The organism is Roseovarius sp. CH_XMU1461, assembly GCF_037027165.1.
GTDB classification, from domain to species: Bacteria; Pseudomonadota; Alphaproteobacteria; order Rhodobacterales; family Rhodobacteraceae; genus Roseovarius; species Roseovarius nubinhibens.
Window position 1 is genome coordinate 33,820 of record NZ_JAYMDV010000005.1, and the last position, 19,300, is coordinate 53,119.

A 19,300-nucleotide genomic window follows, 5' to 3' on the forward strand; every position below is an offset into this window, starting at 1 on the left:
AGCCCCGGGCGTGTGCCTTTGCCGCGCCCGGGATGCCCGTATAGGGCGATCCGAGTGGTTAACCTGTGTTAAGGTTTCCAGCGCAGGAAGTTGGCGATGATGCGCAGCCCGGTGGCCTGGGATTTTTCCGGGTGGAACTGAGTGCCGACGATCGTGTCGCGGCCCACGACCGCGGTGATGTCGCCCGCGTAATCCACATGCGCCAGCCGGTCCGGGCCGTTCGCCACCTGAAAATGGTAGGAATGCACGAAATAGGCGTGATCGCCGGTGTTGATCCCGTCGAGCACCGGGTGCGGATCGCCGAGGATCAGATCGTTCCAGCCCATATGCGGCACTTTGAGCGTCGGATCGCCGGGGTCGATCGGCGTCACCGTGCCTTCGATCCAGCCAAAGCCCGGGGTTTCGCCATGCTCGAGCCCGCGCGAGGCGAGCATCTGCATGCCGATGCAAATGCCCATGAAGGGGCGGCCTTGGGTGATCACCGCTTCTTCGATGGCGTCAAAGAGCCCCGAGCGTTCGAAGAGCGCCGCGCGGCAGGCCGGGAAGGCCCCGTCGCCGGGCAGCACGATCCGGTCGGCGCGGCGCACCGCGTCGGGATCGGTGGTGACGAAAACCTCGCCGCTGCCGGTCTCGGCGGCGACGCGCTGAAACGCCTTTTCCGCCGAGTGCAGATTGCCCGACTCGTAGTCAATGATCGCAGTGCTCATGGGATCACAGCGCCCCTTTGGTCGAGGGGATGGCGTCGGATTTGCGCGGGTCGGTGTCCACCGCATCACGCAGCGCCCGGGCGACGGATTTGAACGCGGCCTCGGCGATGTGGTGGCTGTTCACCCCGTGCAGCATGTCGACATGGAGCGTGATGCCGCCATGGGTCGACAGGGCCTGAAAAAACTCGCGCACGAGTTCGGTGTCGAACGTGCCGATTTTCTGGGTCGGCAGATCGAGATTCCACACCAGAAACGGCCGGCCCGAGAGATCGAGGGCGCAGCGCACGAGCGCGTCATCCATCGGCAGCAGACAGGCGCCATAGCGGCGGATGCCGCGCTTGTCGCCGAGCGCCTCGGCCAGCGCCTGACCGAGGGCGATGCCCACGTCCTCGACCGTGTGGTGGTCGTCGATATGCAGATCGCCCGTGCAGCGCAGCGTCATGTCGATCAGCGAATGGCGGGCCAGCTGATCGAGCATGTGGTCAAAGAACCCGACGCCGGTCTCATTGTCATAGCGACCGGTGCCGTCGAGATTGATCTCGACCGAAATATCGGTTTCCGCGGTCTTGCGGGTGATGGTTGCGCGGCGCATGGGCGGCCCCTTTCGTCTTGGTCCCGTCCTTATAGGGGGGAAGCGTCACCGCGCCAAGAGAAGAGGGGGCTGCGCGGGTTCGGGCGCTGCGAACACTTTGTTAACGCCGGGGGGCTAGGGTGGTGGGTGGAGAGTGGAAGGTGTCGCATGCAGCTGCGGTTGAAAAATATGGCACAGGTGCGCCTGTTTGCGGTGGTCGTCACCGCCTGCGCGCTCACCGGGGTGCATCTGATGCAGCTGGTGATCTACCCGCCCGATCTGTGGCGGCAGATCCTCGTGACCAGCACGGTGATCACGATCAGCATGGCGATGCCGATTGCCTATTTTGTCGGCCTGCAGATGGCGGCGGTGGAGCGGTTGACCGCGCAGCTCGAACATGCGGTCAATCACGATGCGCTCACCGCGACCTGTTCGCGGCTGCGGTTCTATGAGGAGGTGGGCAAGGCGCGCAATTGGCCCTTGATGCTCATCGCGACGGATATCGACCATTTCAAAGGGGTGAATGACCAATATGGCCATCAGGCGGGGGATGCGGCCTTGCGCCAGTTCGCCCAATGCCTCGTGCGCAATTGCCGCGAGGATGACATCGTGGCGCGGTTTGGCGGCGAAGAGTTCATCATCCTGCTGCGCGCCGAGACCGAGCCGGAGGCGCTCGCCACGGCGGAGCGGCTGCGCTCCTGGGTCGCGGCGCGGGAGTTCGTGCTCGACGGGCATGTGGTGCATATCACGGCGAGTTTCGGCGTGGCGCGGGCTGAGGAGGCGGCGTCGATTGACCGGGCGCTGCATGCCTCCGATCTGGCGCTCTATCGGGCCAAGGAGGCCGGGCGCAACCGGGTCTGCGCCTATGATGCGGAGATCGATGGCGTGGCGGGGGTGTCGCGGCCCTCGGGCGGTATCGCGCCGCGTCTCTCCGGCGCGTCGGGGGCGAAGGCGCCGGGGCGGCGGCTCGGGGATCAGTCGGGAGATGTGCCGGGCGATTTGCCGGGAGATTTACCGGGATCAGCCGCCGCCGCGCGGTAATGGTCGAGCACATAGACCCGGATCGCCGAGGCGAGCCCCATGTCGGTGCCATCCGCGCCAAGGCTGGCGGCGCGGGCGTCGTCGATTTCATTGGCGAGCTGATTGAGCGGGATGCCACGTTCGGCGGCTATGGCCCGAAAAGCCTCCCAGAAAGGGGCCTCCAGGGAGACGCTGGTGCGGTGACCGCGGAGCGTCAGCGAATGTTTGACCGGCCGGCCCGTCATGGGTCGCGCTCAATCTCATCCGAAGGCGCGTCGCTCTTGTCGTCACCCTTGCCGGCATTCTTATCGGCGCTCTTGGCCTCGGGGGCGCGGCGGTGGGCGTCGAGAATCTGCGCGGCGCGGGATTTGCGGGCCTGATCAAGGCTGATCTCGGCTTTGCTACGCCCGAATTTGAGAGAGTTTTCTTCGGCGCGGGCCTTTTTGGCGGCCCGCGCCTTGTCCTTGCGGACCCGGTTCAGATTGACCGGCTTGTCGCTCATTTGGGTCCGATCATGTCCTGCGGGCGCACCACGCGATCAAAGGTCTCTTCATCGACAAAGCCGAGCTTGACCGCCTCTTCGCGCAAGGTGGTGCCGTTCTTATGCGCGGTCTTGGCGACCTTGGTGGCATTGTCATAGCCGATGGTCGGCGCGAGCGCGGTGACCAGCATCAGCGATTCGCGCATCAGCTTGTCGATGCGGGCCTCATTGGCCTCGATCCCGTCGAGCATCCGCTCGGTAAAGCTGTCGGCGGCATCGCCCAGAAGCTGGATCGATTGCAGCAGGTTATAGGCCATCATCGGGTTGTAGACGTTGAGCTCGAAATGCCCTTGCGAGCCGGCAAACTTGATCGCCGCGTCATTGCCCATCACATGCGCCGCCACCTGGGTCAGCGCCTCGGCCTGGGTCGGGTTGACCTTGCCGGGCATGATCGACGAGCCGGGTTCGTTTTCCGGCAGGATCAGTTCGCCCAGACCGGAGCGCGGGCCGGAGCCGAGGAAACGGATGTCGTTGGCGATCTTGTAGCAACTGCCCGCCACGGTCGCGAGCGCGCCCGACAGGAACACCATCGCGTCATGGGCGGCCAGGGCTTCGAATTTATTGGGGGCGGTGACGAAGGGCAGGCCGGTGATCTCGGCCATATTGGCGGCAACCTCTTCGCCCCAGCCCTTTGTGGTGTTGAGCCCGGTGCCGACGGCGGTGCCGCCCTGCGCCAGCTCATAAATGCCGGGCATGGCCGCCTCGACCCGCGCGATGCCCTGGCGGATCTGATGGGCATAGCCCGAGAATTCCTGACCCAAAGTCAGCGGCGTCGCGTCCTGGGTGTGGGTGCGGCCGATCTTGATGATGTCCTTGAAGGCCTCCGATTTGCGCTCGAGCGCCTCGGCGAGGCGGGTGAGGCCGGGCATGAACACATCGCGCACCATCATCGCCGTGGCGATATGCATCGCGGTGGGGAAGGTGTCGTTCGACGATTGGCCCATGTTGCAATGGTCGTTCGGATGCACCGGATCCTTGGAGCCGATCTCGCCGCCGAGCATTTCGATGGCGCGGTTGGCGATCACCTCATTGGCGTTCATGTTGGATTGCGTGCCCGAGCCGGTCTGCCAGACCACCAGCGGGAAATTGTCGTCGAGCCGACCGTCGATCACCTCGCCCGCCGCCGCGATGATCGCATCGGCCAGTTTCGCATCCAGCGCACCCGACGCCTTGTTGGCCTGCGCGCAGGCCTGTTTGATCACGCCCAGCGCGCGCACGATGGCGACGGGCTGTTTTTCCCAGCCGATGGGGAAGTTCATGATCGAGCGCTGGGTCTGCGCGCCCCAGTATTTGTCGGCAGGCACCTCGAGCGGGCCGAAACTGTCGGATTCGGTACGGGTAGCGGTCATGGGTCGGACACTCCTGATTGGGTTGTGCCTGTCATAGCGTCTGGGGCGGAAAGATCAACGCTGTATGCCGTGGCATACAGCGGGATGGATCACTTGCGGAAGCTGTCGAGGCTGACCACTTCGGCCTCGGTCCGGGGGGCGTCGCCATGCCGGTCCTCGGAGGCGTCCTCCATGTCCTCGTCGTCGAGCGATCCGTCGTCCTCGAGCAGATCGTCGTCATCCTCGTCCTCGTCGTCCTCATCGCTTTGCTGTTCAAAGCGCAGGCCGAATTCGACGGAGGGGTCGACGAAGGTCTGAATCGCGTCATAGGGGATGTAGAGATTTTCCGGCGCATCGCCGAAATTCAATGTGATCCCAAAGCCTTCGTCGGTCACGTTGAGGTTGTCGTACCAGTGCTGCACGACGACGGTCATCTCGGCCGGGTAGCGATCGCGCAGCCAGTCGGCCATGGTCGCCTCGGGGTGGGTGGTGTCGAAGGTGATGAAGAAGTGATGCGCGCCGGGCAGCCCGTCCTTTTGCACGCCCATCAGCACGTCCTGAATGAGCCGCCGCATGGCAGCGTGCATGAGTTTCCCGTAATCGATCATGCGCGACATGTATGGCCCCAAGGTTGTTGCCCCATAAGCATACGGGATTCGGGCGGAAACGAAAGCCCTGTTGCGCATATCTGCAGAGGTGGATCAGGCCAGAATGTGCAGGGTCAGCGCCGCAAGTGACGTAAGGGCAAGTGTCAGGGGAATCGACCGGCGCAGCACCAGTAGAAACAGGGCTGACAAGAGGGTGAGCCCGAGCGCGGTGAGCGACAGGCTCGGCCAGTCGGGGCGCGGGCCGAGGGGCGAATCATGCACCCTCTCAAAGAGCACATGCAGCGCGAACCAGAGCCCGAGGTTGAGAATCACACCGACCACGGCGGCCGAGATCCCCGCCAGCGCGCCGCGCAGCCGGGGTTTCGACAAGAGCCAGTCGACATAGGGTGCGCCTGCGAAGATCCACAGGAAACAGGGCACGAAAGTGACCCAGAGCGTCATGCCACCGGCGAGCAATGCGAGGCTCAGCCCGCCTTGCAGCCAGCCTGCGAGAAGGCCCACGAATTCGGTCACGAGGATGAGCGGGCCGGGGGTGGTCTCGGCCAGGCCGAGCGCGTCGATCATCTGGGCGGTGTCGAGCCAGCCATGGGTTTCGACCACGGTCTGCGTCATATAGGCGAGCACCGCATAGGCGCCGCCAAAAGTGACCACGGCGAGCGTGCTGAAGAAGAGCCCGATCTCGGTGAGAAACGTCGCCCCCATACCCGCGGCGAGCGCCAGAGGCGCGGCCCAGAGCGCCCCCCAGATCAGCAGCGTGCGCGCCAGATGGGAATGGCCCGGATGCGGCACGGGATCGGCCGGGGCGGGGCTTTGGTCGAGGGCGAGCCCGGCCAGCGCCGCGACCGCGATGACCAGCGGAAAGGGCACCGAGCCCGCGTACATGGCGACAAAGGCCAGCGCCGCGAGGAGCCAATGGGCGCGGCGGCGCAGCGCCTTTTTCGCCAAGCTCCAGAGCGCGCGCAGCACGATCACGATCACCGCCGCCTTGATGCCCGCAAAGCCGGCCTGCACGAGGCTCAGATCGGCGAATTGCGCATAGGCCAGCGCCAGCACCAGGATCACCGCTGCGCCGGGCAGCACGAAGAGCCCACCGGCGATGAGCCCGCCGGGCACGCCCCGCAGCCGCCAGCCGCAATAGGTCGCGAGCTGCATCGCCTCGGGGCCGGGCAGCAGCATGGCAAAGGAGAGCGCGCCGAGAAAGCGCTCTTCGCTCATCCAGCCGCGGCGGGTGACGATCTCGTCATGCATGAGGGAAATCTGGGCCGCCGGGCCGCCAAAGGATAGCAGACCGATGCGGCCAAAGCTGCGCAAGAGGTCGGAATAGCTCTGGCTCATGCGCGGTCTCCGGCCTTGGTCTGGGTTGGCGACTGGGTCGGAGTCTGGGTCTGTGCCGGGGCGGTGCCGGGCCAGTCATGGACCTCGTCATAGCCGTCGCGGGCCCAGCGGTAGAGTGCATCATAGAGCGCCAGCCCCGCCGTGAGTTGATCCTGATCATTGCGATATTGCCGGGAGAGCCCCACCGAGATCGCCAGCAACCCGGCGGCGGCGGGGTGCAGATCATGGCGATTGGTGTCCGCCGCGCGGATGACGAGGGCGAGACGGCGCAGCGGCTCGGAGCCCAGCCCGAAGAGATCGAGCATCGTGTCAAAGCTGCAGGCCTCGCCCTGGTGGCTGAACGGCACGCCGTCGATGTCGAACGGGGTGGCGTCAAAGCGGGCGGCGACCTCCGCGACCTGATCGGGGGCGACAAAGAGAAATCGGGCGCGTCGGTCGACAAAACGGCGGATGAGCCAAGGGCAGGCGATGCGGTCGATCTTGGGCCGGTGCCGGGTGACCCAGAGCGTCGCGCCATCGTGCAGCGGTGGCCGGGCGGCGGCGGTCAGGCGGATCGTGCCGGACGTGCCGCGCCAGCCGAGGTTGCCGCCCTGCAGATACATCGCGTCGATCCCGTCGCCCGCGAGCCAGGCGGCGGCGCCTTGGCTGAGCTTGGCGCCCTTTTGGCAGATGAGCACGGCGCGCTGGCCTTGCAGATCCTGGGTCAGGGCGGGCAGGTCACGGTGGCTGTGCCGTTCGGCGCCGGGGATGAGATAGGGGTCTTCGGCGAAATCCTCGTCGAGGGTGAGATCGATGAGCCGCGGGCAATCCGGGGTGCCGATCAGGCGGGAGAGCTGTGCTGGGGTGAGTTCATTGGGGGCGGGCATGACAAAGCATCCTCTGTGAAAGGTCAGTGGATGCGACTTTGGGCCAAAGCCTCACGGGGCAGTCGCGGCGGCCCCATGCCGAGCAGAATGAAAGGCGCGGCGCGCGCTGTCAATCCCGGTGCAGGACCGGGTGCGAATGGAGTGGGGGAATGGGGGGAGGTAAGTGCAGGCTTCTGTTGCCAGGTGCCTGCGAACCCCGCCTTACCTGGCTAGAGGCAAGGGCTTAAGTTTCGGTTACTCCGACTGCTTACGCAGCCATTGCGACCGGAGCACGATTGTCATTTGCAATTGTACTGTTCGGGCCGATACGGTGGCACCCCGCCGAGACAAAGCTAACCCCTTTAGACGTTCGTCGATCCTATTTCGTCCCCATGATCCCCAAATGAAGGATGGTTGGTGGAGACGCCGGGTACCGCCCCCGGGTCCGATCCGCTTATTACGAGCGCGTTTATGTCCATAGTCCCCGAGGGGACAGGGATGAATATAGGCGCGGGCGCGGGCAAAGCAAAGGGGGCGCAAGAAAAAATCCCCGGCGCGGGCACCGGGGATTTGTCGTTGTTGCGGCGGGAGCGATCAGCCGGCGCGGCGGAAATCCGTCACATCGGTCACGGTAAAGCGGCCGCCTTTGACCTTTTGCAGCTTGCCCTGACGCAGGAGCTGACCAAAAGAGCGCAGCCCGTCTTCGCGCGAGAAGCCGCTGTCGTCCACTTCGCGCAGCTTGTGCATCAGCATCGGGCGCGAGAATTGTTCGCGGCCTTCCACATCCGAGATATAGGCGGCGGCGGCTTCGAGCAGCTCGGTCAGATTGTCGGCCCCGACCTTTTCGGCGTAATCGGCAAAGCCGCCATCGGTCGAGGGGACGGGCCCGTCGAGCGTGTCGCTCACCAATTCGGCCTGCGAGACGCGGCGCGGGCGCACCGGCTCGGACGGGGTGTCGACGCGCTGTTCGGCGACGAGACGCAGCGGCGCCGGGCGCGAGACTTCGGGGCGGTCGGTGCGGGCTTCGCCATCGGCACGGGGACGGCGCGGGCGCACGGCCTGCTCCAGATCCATGTGATAGGGCGCGGCATCGGTGCGCGGGGTGATGTCGATCCCGGCGCTTTTCTCGGCCTTGGTGGCGGCGACGGCGGCGCGCAGATGCTGGATCGCGCTGCGGCGCTTGCTGCCTTCGCTGTCGTCGAGCTGGGTGTCCGCTTCGCGGAACATCCGGTCGGTTTCGGCGGTGTCGGCCTGGGCGGCGAGACGCGAGGGACGGGCGGTGGCGATGTCGTTTTCGCGGACGACTTCTGCCTCGTCTTCTGCGGCCTCGACTTCTGCGCTGGCGGCCTCGGCCGTGTCCTCGTCGTCGAGATCATCCTCGAGATCATCGTCCAAGTCGTCCATGGCCAGCGCATCGGCGCTCTCGTCATGACCGTTGAATTCGGCCTCGACCGCGGCGAGCTCGCGCAGTAATTCGGCCTCGGCATCGGGGTCGAGAGCTTCGGCGCTGTCTTCGGCATTATCTGCGGCATTGTCTTCGGCGGTCTCGTCGGTCGCCACCTCTTCGGCATCCTCGAAAACGCTGTCGAACTCCGAGCGCTTGACCTTGACCACGCGCACGGGGCTCACGTCTTCCAAGGTCTCGGCGTCGTCGTCGGTGGCCTCTTCGGCCTTATCGTCGGCCAGAAGCGAGGCGAGGCTGTCGCCAAGCTCGACGCTGTCCTCTTCGGCACTGTCCTCATTGGCGCTGTCTTCGGCGGCACTGACTTCGGCGGCGGTGATGTCGTCCTGAGACGCGGCATCGGCCATCAGCTGCGCCAGCGTGTCCTCGGCCTCGGCGCCAGAGCTATAAAGCGCGTCCTCGTCTTCGTCCTCGTCGTCATAGAGCTCAGCGGCCTTTTCGGCGCTGTCCTCTGCGGCGAGCGCGGCGAGCACATCCTCGGTGACGTCGACCGGGGTCTCGTCCGCGAGGTCTTCGGCCGCGTCGTCTGCGGTCTCTTCGGCAGTGTCTTCGGCGAAGGCGTCAGAGATCTCTTCGACGGGCTCGGCGGCGGGGGCCACCGATTCGGGGGCGGCTTCGGCCTCGGCCTCGGGCGCGGCGGATTGCATGAAATCCTGCGCGTGCTCGTCCTCATTATAGGTCTCGGCGAAGGCCACGCTCTGCGGGCTGGCGACGGCGCGGATGCGGCGCAGCTTGTCGGCGACGCTCTCGGCCTCGGCGGGGGCGGCGCGGTCCATGTCGCGCGGCGTCGAAGTGACCGGTTCGGCCTCGTATTCGGGGGTGGGCTGCGCGGCGGTGAAAGGTTCCGGCGCGGGCGCAATAGGGGCGACCGGCGCGGGGGTTTCCATCGCAGCGGCAGGCGCCGGAGCAGGCGCGGGAGTGGGCTCAGCCGCAGGCGCAGAAGGGGTTTGCGAGGTCAGCTGGGGGGCCGGTTGGGCCGCAGCCTCGGCCTGCTCGGCCTGGGCCGCGCGCAGGTGAATGCGCCCCTCGTCATCGCGGGCCTCGACCCGGCGGGAGATTTCACGCTCGGCGATACGGGCCAGCATTTCGGCATCCGGTGTCGGCGGTTCAGCCCCGAAATAACGGTCGTCGGCGGCCAGATCACGGAAATATTCCGCGATGGCCTTCATCGTGTCGAAACTGTCGTCAAACCCTTCAAGGGTACAGGAAAATGTCCCGTAGGAGACCGTTAAAATCTTGCTTGTACTGACCATGTTATGCTCGCTTTGTGTTGCCCACAACGGAAGGGTTTACCATGGTGAGCCAGTCGAAAGAGGCCCGAATCTAGGATCATGAGCGTATCATTTCGTGACGAATTTGTGTTCTGTTTCCAATATCGGCAATAATGCGGGGTAGTATCTTTGATTGTTTCCAGCTTGTCACCAATCGCTCTGATCGGCGGTGGGGATATGGACCAGGGCGATCTCGCGGCGGCGCTGGCCCATGCCGAGTGCGTGGTCGCAGCCGATGGCGGTGCCGATAAGGCGCTGGCGGCGGGGATCATGCCGGAAGCGGTCATCGGCGATTTCGACAGCCTGTCCGCGCGGGCGCGGCGCGAGATCCCGCAAGAGCGGCTCCATCGGATCGACGAGCAGGACAGCACCGATTTCGACAAGGCGCTGCGCCATATCGAGGCGCCCTTGATCCTTGGGGTCGGGTTTCTCGGCGCGCGGCTCGATCATCAGCTGGCGGCCTGTAACACATTGGTGCGCCACGCAGAGGCGCGGGTCATCCTGACCAGCCGCGACAGTATCATGCTGCTCGCGCCGCCGTCGATTGTCCTCGATCTGGCGCCGGGGACAGTGGTTTCGCTGTTTCCGCTGGGGGCGGTCGAGGGCGTGTCGGATGGGCTCGAATGGCCGATTGCCGGGCTGAGCTTTTACCCCGATGGGGTGATCGGCACGTCGAACCGGGCGCTGGGGCCGGTGGAGATGAGCTTTACCGCGCCCAAGATGCTGCTGATCCTGCCGGCGGACTGTCTTGACCGGGTGATCGAGGCGCTGGGGCGCAGCGCGTCGCATTGGTGAGATCAGGGCGGTAAGATCAGGGCGGCGAGATCAGGGCGCGGGCGGTGGGCGGCGTTCGAGATGCTGTTCGCGCAGAAAGACAAAAAGCCCTGAGCCGACGATCAGCGCAATCCCCACCATGGCAAGCCCATCGGGCAGCGTCCCAAAGACATAGAACCCCATGACCGTGGCCGAGACAATCTCGAGATATTGCAGCGGTGCGATGGTCGAGGCGGGCGCGAGCGAGAGCGCGAAGCTCAGGCAGACATGGCTCAGCGTGGCGATGAGACCGACCACCGCCAGAAGCCACAATTCGCGCGGGCCGGGCCAGGAGGGGTCGAGCTCGGACAGGCCCGAGCCGTTGAACGCAGTCAGCAGCGGGATGGCGATGAGCACCGCGGCAATGCCGGTATAGGCCTGTAAAGTGATCGGATGCATTCGCGTCGCCATGCGCCGGGTGAGGATCATGTAGAAGGCAAAGAGAAAGGCCGTGACCAGCGGCAAGAGCGCCACCGGGCCGACATCCTGAAACGTTGGCCGGATGATCAGGAGCGCCCCGGCAAAGCCCACGGCACAGGCGATATAGCGGCGCGGGCCGATCGGCTCGCCCAGCATCCACGCGCCGAGAAGCGTCAGGATGAAGGGCTCGACAAAGAAGATCGAGATCGCCTCGGCCACCGGCATGAAACGCAGCGAGAAGAAAAAGCACGAGGTCGCCACCAGCAAGAGCGCGGCGCGCATGAGATGCAGCCCCATTTCGCCGCGCCGGGGCCGGTGCAGCCAGCCCATCCAGGCCGCGAGCGGCAAGAGCAGCGCGCTTTGAAAGACAAAGCGGGTGGCGGCCACCTGACCCACCGCCACCTGATCGCCGATCAGCTTGGCGGCGGTGTCCATCACCGGCGCGAGTACGGAAAACCCCACCATGAAGAGGATGCCGAGCGTCGTCTCGCTCATCCCCGCAATGGTGGGCCGGTCGGTCATCAGCAGTTCGGCACGTTGACGGCGAGACCGCCGAGCGAGGTTTCCTTGTATTTCTCGCTCATATCCGCGCCGGTCTGGCGCATGGTTTCGATACAGGCGTCGAGCGGCACCAGATGGGTGCCATCGCCGCGCAGCGCGAGGCTCGCGGCCGAGACGGCCTTGATCGCGCCAAGCCCGTTGCGTTCGATGCAAGGCACCTGCACCAGCCCTTTGACCGGGTCGCAGGTCATGCCGAGGTGATGTTCGAGCGCGATCTCGGCGGCGTTTTCGATCTGCTCCGGGGTGCCGCCCAGCACCGCGGCGAGACCGGCCGCACCCATGGCGGCGGCGCTGCCCACTTCGGCCTGACAGCCCGCTTCGGCACCCGAGATGGAGGCGTTGAACTTGACCAGCCCGCCAATCGCCGAGGCGGTGAGCAGGAAATCCTCGACGCGGTCGCTGCTCGCCCCCGGCACATGGTCGAGCCAGTAGCGGATGACCGCAGGGACGACCCCGGCCGCGCCATTGGTGGGCGCGGTGACGACCTGACCGCCGGCGGCGTTTTCCTCGTTCACCGCCATGGCATAGACGCTCATCCAGTCGTTGATCTTATGCGGCGCGCTGAGGTTGGTGCCGCGCTCGGCCAAGAGCGCCTCGTGAATGCCCTTGGCGCGGCGTTTCACCTGCAGCCCGCCCGGCAGGATGCCGTCGGTGGCAAGGCCACGGTCGATGCAATCGCTCATCACCTGCCAGATCTTGGCCACCCCGGTGCGCAGGTTCTCGGCCCCGCCGCGCGCCTCTTCATTGGCGCGTTTCATCTGGGCGATGCTCTTGCCCGAGGTTTCCGCCATCTCGAGCATTTCGGCGGCGGATTTGAACGGGTAGGGGACCGGCGCGCCATCATCGGTGTCGCGCCCTTGGGCGAGCTCGTCCTCGGTCAGCACAAAGCCACCGCCGATGGAATAATAGGTCTCTTGCAGGATCACGTCGCCCTGCGCGTCGGTGGCCATCAGGATCATGCCATTGGCGTGACCGGCGAGATTGGGGCCGAAATCAAAGATGAGATCGTCCTTGGGGTGAAAGCGCAGCTCGGGCAGGCCCTCGGGGCGCAGCGTCTGGGTCTCGCGGATCTGGGCGAGGGTTTCCTCGGCCTTTTCATGGTCATAACTCTCGGGCAGAAAGCCCGCGAGCCCAAGGATCGTGGCGCGGTCGGTGGCATGGCCGACGCCGGTGAAGGCGAGGCTGCCATGCAACGAGCCTTTGACGCCTGCGGGGGCAAAGGGCGCGGCGCGCATCTTGTCCAGAAACCGGGCGGCGGCGACCATCGGCCCCATCGTGTGCGACGAGGACGGGCCTACGCCCACTTTGAACATATCGAACACCGAGAGAAACATCGGGACACCTCTTTTGCTCTCACCGCGTGGCCCGTCCGCGCGGGGCAGGCGGCATCGGGGTGAGAATCGTCAATTGCGCTTTGGGCCACTCTCCACTTATTTCGGCGGCGTGAACCTTGCGTCTGCGCCAGTCTTGGCGGTTTTGGCGACATCGTGGAATTTGTTCTCGCGCGCATCGCCAAAGAGCTGACGGCTTTCGAGAAATTCCCGCTGGGCCGTGTAGAAATCGGTCAGGAACCGCCATTGATCGTTCGGATTGACCGTTTCGGGATAGTCGATCTTGGTCAGGATGGTCTTGGTCACCGAAGAGACATTGTTGCGCTGTTCCGGCGATTGCGGCGGGCTGCGCAGGATCTGCTCCAGCGTCTGCAGCTCGAACCGGCCATAGATGCCGAGGTGGCTCGGGTCAAAGAGATAGCGCGGCTTGGCGCGGGTTTCCGTCGCGGTCTGCGCGAGATCGGGCAGGAGCAGCGTCAGCGGCTGGTCCACCACCAGCGTTCCGGCGATCATGTCGCCAAGCCGCTGACGGCGTTTGTTGAAGAACGGCACCAAGAGCACCACGACCACCCAGAGCATGAGGAGAGCGGTGGCGTAGCCGGGTTTGTCGGGGACGCTGAAGATCATCGCGATCGGCGTAAAGACCTCGATCTCTTTCATCAGGTTGCGGGCGGTGATCTGATAGGGGCTGAGCCGCGTGCCATCGGCGCTGATCACCCGGATCTTGACGAGGCGCTTGCCCAGGGTGCGGCCATTCCAGACCAGTTCGGACAGCACGTAATAGGGCACGCGCACAAAGAAAAAGAGCAGCGACAGCAGGATGAGAAAGGCGCTCCAGCCGAGGAGATTGCTCCAGAGCAGCAAAAACAGAAGAAGGATGACACCGCCGAAGGTGATCAGGATGTCGAGGAGCTGCGCGCCAAGCCGCGCGCCGCCGCCAGAGATGTCGAAGGCGATGGGGACGCCTTCGGGCGGCAGGTAATTCTCGAGCCGCCGGCCGCCTTGGGATTTGTTGACCGTCGTGCCGCGCACCGGGGCGGGCTCGGTCGTATTGGTTTGGGCCTGTGCGGTCTGGGATTGTGTGGCCTGAGACTGGGGGCTCTGGGACTGGGCGGCCCCGGTTTGCGCGCTGTTGGTGCTCATGCCGGGCCACCTGTGCCGCTGCCGTCACCCGACCGGCCCGCCAGCATCAGCCACGCCAGCCAGCCAAGCCCGATGCCCCAGCCGATGGCGAGGCGCAGCTCGGTCGATTGCACGGTCTGGCGCAAGAAGCCTTCGATAAAGGCGGCGGCGATGAGCATGAGCGCGGCGAGGATGACCAGGCAGACCGCATCGCGGCCCCGGGCGCGCAGCGCGGCGCGGCGGGTGAGCTGACCGGGCATCAGCACCGCGAGGCCAAGCTGTGCGCCACCGGCACAGGCGATGCAGATCGCCGAAAGCTCTGTCACCCCGTGGATCGACAGCCAGCCAAAGAGCTCATAGCCGAGCCCGGCCTTGGCAAACATGGCAAAGAACGCGCCCAGCACCAGACCGTTGTAGAAGGTCAGGGCAAAGCTCGGCAGGCTGACGAAAATGCCCAGCGCAAAGATCAGGATGGCGATCTGGGTGTTGTGCGAAAAGAGCTGGGCGGCAAAGGCCCCGAGCATTTCATGCGCCCTGGGATTGTCGTCGAAGAGCGTGCTGCGCAGATAGCTGGCCGAGGCCTCGGGCGTGCGCCCGTCCGACAGGCCCGACGGGACGAAGCTGTAGAACCAGGACGGGTCGTCGAAAAACAGCATGTAGCCGGTGAAGGCGCCCAGCGCCATGGCGAGAAAGCCGATCGCGAGCGCCAGCGCCGAATTGCGCACCGCCTGCGGGATGTACTGGGTGAAGAGCTTGACGAGCGCGTCGCGGACGCTTTCCTGCGGCGCGTAGATCACCAGATAGGCCCGCGCGCAGAGCGCCTCGAGATAGGCGAGCAGCGCCTGATCGAGCGAGATGGCGCGCGCCACGCTCAGCGAATTCATCGCCTGCCGATAGAGGCTCGGCAGGGCGAGCGTGTCCTGATAGCTCATGTTGCGGACGCCGCGTTTCTCGGCCTCGACCACCAGCGCATCGAGCCGTTTCCAGCTCGTCTCGCGCTCCTTGCGGAACCGGGCCGAGCGGATGGCGTCGCTGACAGGGGACGGCGTGGCATGGGTGTCGGTCATATCAGCCCCTGCGATTTGATATCCATATAGCGCGAGATGAGCTCGGGGGTGAGCGATTGCGGATCGCTGTCGAGGCAGAGCACGCCGAGACGGCGCAGACGGTCGAGCACCCGCGCCCGTTCCTGCCGCAGCTGGCTCGCCGAGATGGCGCGCGCCACGCTGTCCATCGAGAGATCCTCGGGATGGGCCAGCGCGTCAAGCTCGCGGTCGCGCAGCGCGACATAGAGCACGAGATGCTGGCGCGTCATCACCGCGAGGTTTTCGATCAGCAGCTCGGCGCTGGTGCTGTCGACGAAATCGGAAAAGATGATGACCAGCGAGCGCCGCGACAGCAGCCCGTGGAGATGGGTGAGGGCGAGGGTGTGGTTGCTCTCGGAGTGGCTTTCGCGGAGATCGGCGGTCACCGCGCGAATGCGGCCAAAGGCGTTGCGCCCGGCGCGCGGCGGCACCACCTGACCGGGGCGCGCCCCGAAGGTATAAAACCCTACATTGTCGCCGCCCAGAACCCCGGCCCAGGTCATCGCCAGGGCGGCGTTGATCGCATGGTCGAGCTTGGAGAGCGTGTCGAGCTTTTGCGCCATGAGATGGCCGTGATCGACGCAGATCATGATCTGGTGATTGCGTTCGGCGCGGGTCTCGCGGGCGACCATCGCGTTCATCCGGGCCGAGCGTTTCCAATCGATGCTGCGCGGGTCCATGCCGGGCATATAGTCGCGCAGCTGATGAAATTCGGACCCTTCGCCCTTGAGCGTCGTGGTCTTGAGCCCGTCGAGCAGCGGCAGCATCTGGGTCTGGATCTCGCCCGAGAGGATCGGCTGAAGGTTGGGCTGGATCTTGATTTCGAGATCGAGCGGCCAGCGCGGCAGGATCTCGAAGAGCCCAAAGCGCGAGCCATAGCACAGCGTGATGTCGTCGACGCGCTGGGTACCGCGTTCGACCGGGCGCAGACCGATGTCAAAGGTGATCTCGCCCGCGCCCTCCGAGGGGCTGAGATCGACCGTGTCCTGCGCCACCAGCCCGGGGCTCCGGCCAAGGCGTGCGGCAATGACACGCGGCAGCGGCCCGGATTTGCGCGAAAGCGTGCCGCGCAGCCAGGTCTCGACCCCGTTATAGCCCTGCGCGGGCAGCAGCGCCTCGAGCGTGAGACTGCGGCTTGCCACCGACAGGATGAGATCGGCACAGCCCACGAGCGCCAGCCCGCCCCACAACAGGAGCAGCGCCAGGCTCGCATCCGGCAAGAGCACGGTGACCAGCACCGTGATCGCGGCCAGCGCCAGTGTCAGCGCAACAAGGCGACGCGACGGGCGCATCTAGCGCGGCGCGTCCAGGCGGTTGACGATGGTCTGCAACACATCGTCGGAGGTGCGGCCTTCGATCTCGGCGGTGGGGCCGAGCACCACCCGGTGCCGCAACACCGGCGTGATCAGCGCCTGCACATCATCGGGCAGCGCATAGTCGCGCCCGTCGAGCGCCGCGCGCGCCCGCACCGCCCCGGCCAGCGCGTCGGCTGCGCGGGTCGAGGCCCCGTGCAGCACCTCGGCATCGGTGCGCGTGGCGCGGACCAGATCGACGATATAGGTGAGGATCGTCTCGTCGAGCCGGATGCTGTCGACCAGCGCCCGCCCCGCGAGAAGCGTGTCGCGGTCGAGCACGCGGCGCAGCTCGGTCCGGCCCTTGTCGGTCTCGACCGGCAGGGCGGCATGGCGCGACAGGATCGAGATTTCGGCGTCGCGGTCGGGGAAATCCACCAGAAGCTTGAACAAGAACCGGTCGAGCTGGGCCTCGGGCAGCGGATAGGTGCCGTGCTGTTCGATGGGGTTCTGGGTGGCGATCACGAAGAACTCGCCGCCGAGCGGATAGTTGGTGCCGTCGATGGTCACTTCGCGTTCGTTCATCGCCTGCAACAGCGCCGATTGCGTCTTGGGCGGGGCGCGGTTGATCTCATCGGCGAGCAGGATGTCGGTAAAGACCGGCCCTTTGGTGAGGCGGAAACTGCCGCTCTGGAAATCATAGAGGTTCACGCCGAGCACATCGCCCGGCATCAGGTCGGGGGTGAATTGCACCCGCCCGAAATCGAGCGAGATGACCTGCGCCAGACAGCGCGCCAGAAGCGTCTTGGCGGTGCCCGGCGGCCCTTCGAGAAGGCAGTGCCCGCGCGCAAAGACCGAGGTCAGCAGCATGTCGATCAGCGGCTCTTGCCCCTGAACCACCTGGCCCACCTCGGTGCGGATATCGTCAGTGATTTGTTGAAATTCGGAGAGATCCATAGCGTTCCACAACCTGTTTCAAGAGCAATTTATACGTGCCGAGCAGCCGGTAGATCTCGGCCTGCGGCAAAGACGGGGCCTCGGAGACGAGCGCGCGCGCCGTCGCTTCGAACTCGCGGGCGAGGGTCGGGTCCTGCCGGGCGAGATGGGCAAAGAGCCGCTCTTGCCCGGCCGCCCCCTGATCGGGGCCAAAGACCTGACGGGTGATGTCGACAAGCTGAGCCTGCACGAAATCCGATACCAGATGCCCGTCGTGACCCGACAGACGCAGCAGCCGCGCCTTGGCGGCAATCGACGCCTCGCGCGAGATCCCGTGGCCGTCACCCGGGTCGTCCAGCGGCCGCACCGGGCCGAAACGCCGGGTGCCGCGCCAATAGACCACCGCAATCACCAGCGCCAGCATCGCCCAGAGCACGTTGAACGGATAGTCGAACATCCGGCCGAAATCATCGGCGGTGCGCTCATAGTCGCGCCGCTCTACGTCGGTGGCCTCATATTCGGTGAGCAGGTCCGGGCTGGTGTCGACATAGATGTCGCGGGTGATCTCGCCGCCGACCCGGCGGGCGAGGGCGGTGGCAAAACGCGCGTTGTCGCCAAGGCCAAGCCCGTGATTGTTCAGAAGATCGGGGTCGGTGACGATCCATGTGGCATGCTCTGGCTCGGGCAGATCACAGCTCAGGACAAAGACGCTCTCGCCGAGCGCCGCCTCGGGCCGGCAGTGTTCGGGCAGGACGTCGCGCGGCAGGCTTTGCGCCTGAAAGAGCGCGACATCGGCCCCAAAGAGCGTCCCGCGCAGAAACTCCGGCCCGGCCCGGTTGATCCGCGCGTCTTTCAGCCCGATCTGCCGCAACAGCCGCGACAGATTGCCGGAGCGGATCAGCGTGAGGTCATGCGCGATGCCGGTCTCGACAAATCCGGTGCGCCATTTCGGCAAGACGATCACCGTTGGCAGCTCGATGAGCTTGGTCTCGAAGGCAAAGCGTTCCATGTCCTTCTGGGTCTGTTGATGAAACAGCTCATCCTTGGTGGTCGGACGCTGGGGAGGCTTGTCGAGGTCGATGTCATAGAGCGGCAGCAGCCGGAACGACAGGTCCTCGCGATTGGGATGCAGCCGCCGGTTCGAGGCGCGGACCGGCAGATTGTCGGCCTCATAGACCGGGATCAGCCCGTGTAGCCCGATGACAGACCGGTCGATATAGCCGCCCTCCTCGCCGCCGCGCAGCAAGAAGAGCCCCGCGAGACCGGCGAGGATCAGCCCTGCCACCACCACCATGGGACCCTTGTTACCCATGACGCATCTCTCCGAGCCGCAGAATGGTCGCGCCTTGGCTCAGGGCCTCCTCAAACCCGTCATCGCTGACCTCGCGGCCGCCGTAATGGGCCAGCTCGGCCGCTTTGAGGATATCGGCCAAAGTGCCGCGATATTTCCAGTCGCCGGGCAGCCGGGCAAAGGCCTCGCGTTCGGTGTCCGAGCGGGCAAAGCGCGTCTCGCAAGCGGTGCCCGCCGCCAGCAGCACATGGCGCAAGAGCCGCACCAGCGCCGCCCGCCGGTCGGGCATGGCACGGAGCTGGGCAAGCAGGCTCTGCTGATCGGTGGCGGCCTCGTCGGCGTCGATTTTCCAGCTCTCGGGGGCGTCGATGGTTTTGCCGTCCTTCTCCTTGGGCGCGCGCGACAAGATCGTGCCGGTGCCGCCAAAGCGCAGAAAGAGCAACAGCAGCGCCAGCAGCACCAGAACGACGATGATCGTGCCGGTGCCACCTTCGAGCTTGACGCCCGGATCGCGGCGGCGGACAGGCTCGATCCGGCGGGTGTCGCCGGTCAGGGTAAGGCTGCCCAGATCGGACACATATTCGGCCCGCGTCTCGAGACGCTGGGCGCGCGCCGCCTCGAGATAGCGCTCTGCCGTCTCGCCTCGCGGTGCCGTGGCCGCGCGCGCATCTTCGGGCAGGGCCAAGGGTTCTCTGGCAGAGGCAAGCCCCGCAGAGAGAAGTGCCCCGCACAGAAAAAGCGCGGGGCAAAGGAGGCGCAAT

19 protein-coding genes and 1 other RNA gene are annotated in these 19,300 nt (G+C 65.6%); 2 read left to right on the forward strand and 18 right to left on the reverse strand.

Translation table 11 applies throughout. The features are described 5' to 3' along the window. Nucleotides 1-68: 68 nt before the first annotated feature. Both hisH and hisB read right to left on the reverse strand, forming a co-directional pair. Complete coding sequence (hisH, locus tag WA237_RS14435; RefSeq protein ID WP_009814488.1) at nt 69-707, reverse strand: imidazole glycerol phosphate synthase subunit HisH; 639 nt, start codon at nt 705-707, stop codon at nt 69-71. A 4-nt stretch (nt 708-711) separates the two neighbouring features. Further along, a complete protein-coding gene (gene hisB / locus WA237_RS14440) occupies nt 712-1,299 on the reverse strand; it encodes an imidazoleglycerol-phosphate dehydratase HisB (RefSeq protein ID WP_336098491.1) in 588 nt (195 codons plus the stop codon). Between the two features lie 168 nt (nt 1,300-1,467). Here hisB and WA237_RS14445 point away from each other — a divergent pair, with 168 nt between their 5' ends. Beyond that, nucleotides 1,468-2,319: a GGDEF domain-containing protein gene (locus WA237_RS14445; protein ID WP_336098492.1), complete on the forward strand. Its 852-nt coding sequence runs from the start codon at nt 1,468-1,470 to the stop codon at nt 2,317-2,319. On the opposite strand, the gene WA237_RS14450 is transcribed toward WA237_RS14445, so the two are convergent. From WA237_RS14450 to WA237_RS14485, 8 genes are all read right to left on the reverse strand, one after another. Continuing rightward, nucleotides 2,253-2,543, reverse strand: a complete 291-nt coding sequence (locus tag WA237_RS14450; protein WP_009814491.1) for a ribbon-helix-helix domain-containing protein — start codon at nt 2,541-2,543, stop codon at nt 2,253-2,255. The two genes, WA237_RS14445 and WA237_RS14450, sit on opposite strands and share 67 nt — an antisense overlap. Next, a complete protein-coding gene (locus tag WA237_RS14455) occupies nt 2,540-2,800 on the reverse strand; it encodes a DUF4169 family protein (RefSeq protein ID WP_336098494.1) in 261 nt (86 codons plus the stop codon). The genes WA237_RS14450 and WA237_RS14455 overlap by 4 nt, the downstream gene beginning before the upstream one ends. Continuing rightward, nucleotides 2,797-4,188: a class II fumarate hydratase gene (gene fumC, locus WA237_RS14460; protein ID WP_009814493.1), complete on the reverse strand. Its 1,392-nt coding sequence runs from the start codon at nt 4,186-4,188 to the stop codon at nt 2,797-2,799. Before fumC ends, WA237_RS14455 begins: the two co-directional genes overlap by 4 nt. Nucleotides 4,189-4,277: 89 nt before the next feature. Next, the gene (locus WA237_RS14465) at nt 4,278-4,784 is read right to left on the reverse strand and encodes an SspB family protein (protein ID WP_336098495.1); all 507 of its coding nucleotides are present in this window, start codon (nt 4,782-4,784) and stop codon (nt 4,278-4,280) included. Between the two features lie 84 nt (nt 4,785-4,868). Further along, nucleotides 4,869-6,110: a chromate efflux transporter gene (gene chrA, locus WA237_RS14470; RefSeq protein WP_336098496.1), complete on the reverse strand. Its 1,242-nt coding sequence runs from the start codon at nt 6,108-6,110 to the stop codon at nt 4,869-4,871. Continuing rightward, nucleotides 6,107-6,976, reverse strand: coding sequence for a chromate resistance protein ChrB domain-containing protein (locus WA237_RS14475; protein ID WP_336098498.1), 870 nt, complete (start codon nt 6,974-6,976; stop codon nt 6,107-6,109). Before WA237_RS14475 ends, chrA begins: the two co-directional genes overlap by 4 nt. A 162-nt stretch (nt 6,977-7,138) precedes the next feature. Beyond that, nucleotides 7,139-7,489, reverse strand: a transfer-messenger RNA (tmRNA) gene (ssrA, locus tag WA237_RS14480). A 60-nt stretch (nt 7,490-7,549) separates the two neighbouring features. Continuing rightward, nucleotides 7,550-9,670, reverse strand: a complete 2,121-nt coding sequence (locus WA237_RS14485) for a hypothetical protein (RefSeq protein WP_336098499.1) — start codon at nt 9,668-9,670, stop codon at nt 7,550-7,552. Between the two features lie 162 nt (nt 9,671-9,832). On the opposite strand from WA237_RS14485, the gene WA237_RS14490 reads away from it, so the two are divergent. Beyond that, on the forward strand, nt 9,833-10,483 hold the full coding sequence (locus WA237_RS14490) for a thiamine diphosphokinase (RefSeq protein WP_336098500.1): 651 nt from the start codon (nt 9,833-9,835) through the stop codon (nt 10,481-10,483). A 30-nt stretch (nt 10,484-10,513) separates the two neighbouring features. Here WA237_RS14490 and WA237_RS14495 read toward each other — a convergent pair whose 3' ends face one another. From WA237_RS14495 to WA237_RS14530, 8 genes are all read right to left on the reverse strand, one after another. Beyond that, nucleotides 10,514-11,443, reverse strand: coding sequence for a DMT family transporter (locus WA237_RS14495; protein WP_336098502.1), 930 nt, complete (start codon nt 11,441-11,443; stop codon nt 10,514-10,516). After that, nucleotides 11,443-12,816, reverse strand: coding sequence for an L-serine ammonia-lyase (locus WA237_RS14500; RefSeq protein WP_216016294.1), 1,374 nt, complete (start codon nt 12,814-12,816; stop codon nt 11,443-11,445). Before WA237_RS14500 ends, WA237_RS14495 begins: the two co-directional genes overlap by 1 nt. 96 nt (nt 12,817-12,912) lie before the next feature. Then, nucleotides 12,913-13,956, reverse strand: a complete 1,044-nt coding sequence (locus WA237_RS14505; protein WP_336098503.1) for an RDD family protein — start codon at nt 13,954-13,956, stop codon at nt 12,913-12,915. Then, nucleotides 13,953-15,002, reverse strand: a complete 1,050-nt coding sequence (locus tag WA237_RS14510; RefSeq protein WP_336098505.1) for a stage II sporulation protein M — start codon at nt 15,000-15,002, stop codon at nt 13,953-13,955. Before WA237_RS14510 ends, WA237_RS14505 begins: the two co-directional genes overlap by 4 nt. After that, entirely contained in the window at nt 14,999-16,312 is a 1,314-nt protein-coding gene (locus WA237_RS14515; RefSeq protein ID WP_336098507.1) for a DUF58 domain-containing protein, read from the reverse strand. The genes WA237_RS14510 and WA237_RS14515 overlap by 4 nt, the downstream gene beginning before the upstream one ends. After that, nucleotides 16,313-17,269 carry an AAA family ATPase gene (locus WA237_RS14520; protein ID WP_009814504.1) on the reverse strand — a complete coding sequence of 319 codons (957 nt, stop codon included), beginning with the start codon at nt 17,267-17,269 and terminating at the stop codon, nt 16,313-16,315. Next, nucleotides 17,238-18,560 (reverse strand): hypothetical protein, encoded by a 1,323-nt coding sequence (locus WA237_RS14525; protein ID WP_336098510.1) that lies wholly within the window; start codon nt 18,558-18,560, stop codon nt 17,238-17,240. The genes WA237_RS14520 and WA237_RS14525 overlap by 32 nt, the downstream gene beginning before the upstream one ends. Further along, complete coding sequence (locus WA237_RS14530) at nt 18,553-19,224, reverse strand: hypothetical protein (protein ID WP_336098511.1); 672 nt, start codon at nt 19,222-19,224, stop codon at nt 18,553-18,555. Before WA237_RS14530 ends, WA237_RS14525 begins: the two co-directional genes overlap by 8 nt. Nucleotides 19,225-19,300: the final 76 nt, after the last annotated feature.